4 protein-coding genes are annotated in these 3,343 nt (G+C 36.5%); all 4 read right to left on the reverse strand.

Translation table 11 applies throughout. The annotated features are described in order from the left end of the window. Positions 1–131: 131 nt before the first annotated feature. Positions 132–818: a DUF2461 domain-containing protein gene (locus LDB17_RS01090; protein WP_252639101.1), complete on the reverse strand. Its 687-nt coding sequence runs from the start codon at positions 816–818 to the stop codon at positions 132–134. A gap of 102 nt (positions 819–920) precedes the next feature. Further along, on the reverse strand, positions 921–2,306 hold the full coding sequence (glmM, locus tag LDB17_RS01095; protein ID WP_252639100.1) for a phosphoglucosamine mutase: 1,386 nt from the start codon (positions 2,304–2,306) through the stop codon (positions 921–923). A 33-nt stretch (positions 2,307–2,339) separates the two neighbouring features. Beyond that, positions 2,340–2,957, reverse strand: a complete 618-nt coding sequence (locus LDB17_RS01100; RefSeq protein WP_252639099.1) for a DUF4827 family protein — start codon at positions 2,955–2,957, stop codon at positions 2,340–2,342. A gap of 11 nt (positions 2,958–2,968) precedes the next feature. Continuing rightward, positions 2,969–3,343 (reverse strand): bifunctional oligoribonuclease/PAP phosphatase NrnA (locus tag LDB17_RS01105; protein ID WP_393924838.1); only part of this gene is annotated, 375 nt, incomplete at its 5' end.

Here is a 3,343-nt window from a genome sequence, read left to right on the forward strand (position 1 = left end):
GATGCAATTATTGCTTCACCCGATTTTGAGGTGGCCGGTATTGTCCGTAACCTACAATAGCTGCTCTAATTTTATTCATTGATATTGATTTATATTTGTTAGATTTATAACTATAATTACCTATTATTAGATTATATCTGAGTGGCTTCCTTCATAAAGTTGTATAACCATTCCATAGCAAGAAAATCGTCTTTTATCAAATTGGCAAAATCAGGAGAAAACAACTCCTCTCCTACAGGTTTTGTCTTACTTACCCATATCCCTTTGCGTTGTATCCATGTTTGGAAGTACTCCGGCAAATCGTTAGGGATAGGACGTTTATATTCCTCGCCATTTATTACATACCCCCGATCTAATACAGAAGCTTGAGTTACTCGCTGAAATTCCTCAGCATCATAAGTAACCTCGTCTCGGAAAGCATCCATTACTTTTTTCTTTGGCTGAAATAGCCCTAAGCCAAGCGTATATCCGGTAGCCGATATCTCCATAAAGTATCCCGGATAATCTTTCCATATATCGTTTGTTACGGGGATCTGAAAAGCCATCCACATAAAATCTTTATAGGGATCTTTATTCTTCGAAAAACGTGTATCTCTATATATCCTCGATAGGCATCGGTGGGGGCGCAATTCAAAAGACTGATCGATATTATGCATTGCAGGAGACAAAGCTGTAACCAATGCCTTTAATGGATTCAACAGCTCTTTCTCATATACATGTTTATTCTCATCAAACCATTCTTTATAGTTGTTCTCTTTCAGGTCTTTGAGAAACCGAAAAGTATTTGGAGTAAAGCCTTTGAATGTTAATTCTTTCATATCTATATTAATCCTTTATATATGATAATTTTTTATTCCTAAATATAAAGGTAAAAAAATAGCAGCTTTTTACAAAACTGCTATTCTTTATTTATTCTATTTTTATTTTGCAAGTTGCATTATAACAGCCATTACCTCAGCTCCGATATCTTCTGCCTCTTTCATCGAATGAGCTTCAGAATACACCCGGATAATAGGTTCGGTATTCGACTTGCGAAGGTGCACCCATTTGTCTGGGAAATCTATTTTCACACCATCTATATCTGTTACATCATATTGAACATATTTTTCTTTAACAGCTTTCAGTATAGCATCGACATCGATACTTGGTGTTAACTGTACCTTCTGTTTCGCAATAAAATATTCGGGATATGATGCACGTATTTCACTTACTTTTTTCTTCTCGTGTGCCAAATGGGAAAGGAACAATGCAACACCTACCAAAGAGTCACGTCCATAGTGGCTTGCAGGATAGATAACACCACCATTTCCTTCTCCTCCGATCACGGCATTGGTAGCCTTCATCAGCGTAGTTACATTCACCTCTCCTACTGCAGAAGCATTATATTCACAACCGTACTTACGGGTTACATCACGCAAAGCACGGCTAGAGCTCAGATTGGATACAGTATTTCCCGGAGTATGTTTCAACACATAGTCTGCAACGGCAACCAGCGTGTATTCTTCTCCAAAAAACTCTCCATTCTCACATACAATAGCTAAACGGTCTACATCCGGATCTACAACAAAGCCCACATCAGAAGGTGTGGTCTTTACCATTGTAAATATATCTTTGAGATGCTCTGGCAGAGGCTCAGGATTATGCGGGAAATCACCATTCGGTGTGCAATAAAGCTCATTGACTCTATTTACTCCCAAAGCTTTTAATAGTTTAGGCAGCACAATTCCGCCCACAGAGTTTACACAATCGATAGCTACTTCAAAGTCTGCTGCTTTAATGGCATCTACGTCTACAAGCTCTAAATCTAAAACCGCCTGTATATGTTTATCTGTATAGTCTCTTTCTGAAAGCGTACCAACATGATCTATATGTGCATAATCAAAATCTTCGGCCTCAGCTATACGAAGAACTTCTTCTCCTTCTTTTGCATTTAAGAATTCTCCTTTTTCATTCAGAAGCTTCAATGCATTCCATTGTTTTGGGTTATGGCTTGCTGTGAGTATAATTCCACCACATGCTTTTTCCATTGTTACGGCCAACTCGGTAGTAGGTGTTGTGGCCAAACCAATATTTACAACATCAAAACCCATCCCCATAAGAGTACCGGTAACAATCTGTTCCATCATCTTACCAGACATACGGGCATCGCGTCCAACAACTATTTTGTTTGAATCATTATTCTTACTTTCTCTAATGAAAGTTGCATAGGCTGATACAAATTTCACAGTATCTAAAGGGTTCAATCCATCGCCGACTCTACCGCCAATGGTTCCTCTAATTCCTGAAATAGATTTAATTAAGGTCATTTTTATTATATTAATGTAGTAACTGTCTAAGACTTATTTGGCATCAGGTACAATTGTATATTTCAGACGTCCAAAATATATCGGCTCGTACGATCCTGATTGCTGATAATAAGATCCATTTGAAAAAGGAACAATTAAACTTACCTGTGCCTGATTTCCCAAATTATAACTTAGAGGTAAAGCACATCCCGGTGAAAGGAAATAGTACATATAATATTCACTAGACAAGCTATAGATATAGTTGGTGTTACTAAATAAGTATGAACTGGTATTTCCATAATCCATGTACATATATGCAAATTCAGTAACCCCTTGAATATCATTCGTAATTAAAGTATCCGGGTTTGTTTGCAGCATTTTTGTATCATAAAATCGCATGGTCACATAGTCGCCTAATTTGATCTTGTCTTTTGTTCCCGAATCAATCACATGAATGTAAATACCGGTATTAGGGTCTTTGAAATATTCTTTATCTTTAAAAACTCTGGTTTCGGGATATTTATTAATCACCTTTATACCCGATGTATCGATAAAGCGATTGATTGTTTTCTCTTCTTTCTTTAACTTATCGGCATAAGTCTCGCTTCCACATGCAACAAATATGATAGCAAATCCGATAAAAGCAAATATAACACCAATGATTTTTTTCATTTATATTTATGTTATTTAGTAAGTATATTATTCTTTTTCAATAAGTCACCAAATTCGGGTAAGGCCTTTTCAAATATTGCGATAGCCTCATCCATTGTTCCGTAAAACTCTCCTCCCGCTGCATTCAGGTGACCACCACCGTTAAAACATTTAGAAGCAAATTGATTACTAGGAAAGTCTCCTTGTGAACGAAACGAAATTTTTATAAAATCATTGTCTTCACGAATAAAAACTGAAAAAATAATTCCTTTTATATTCAACGGTAAATTCGCAAAACCCTCAGTATCACCTTTTTTTACATTATATCGACTTTGCTCCTCATTCGTCAGCCAAATGAGAGCTGAGTTATATTCAGGATAAACCTTCATTTTCTCACTTAATGTATA

The sequence above is a fragment of the Dysgonomonas sp. Shenzhen-Wh21 genome (genome assembly GCF_043392705.1).
Classification (GTDB): domain Bacteria; phylum Bacteroidota; class Bacteroidia; order Bacteroidales; family Dysgonomonadaceae; genus Dysgonomonas.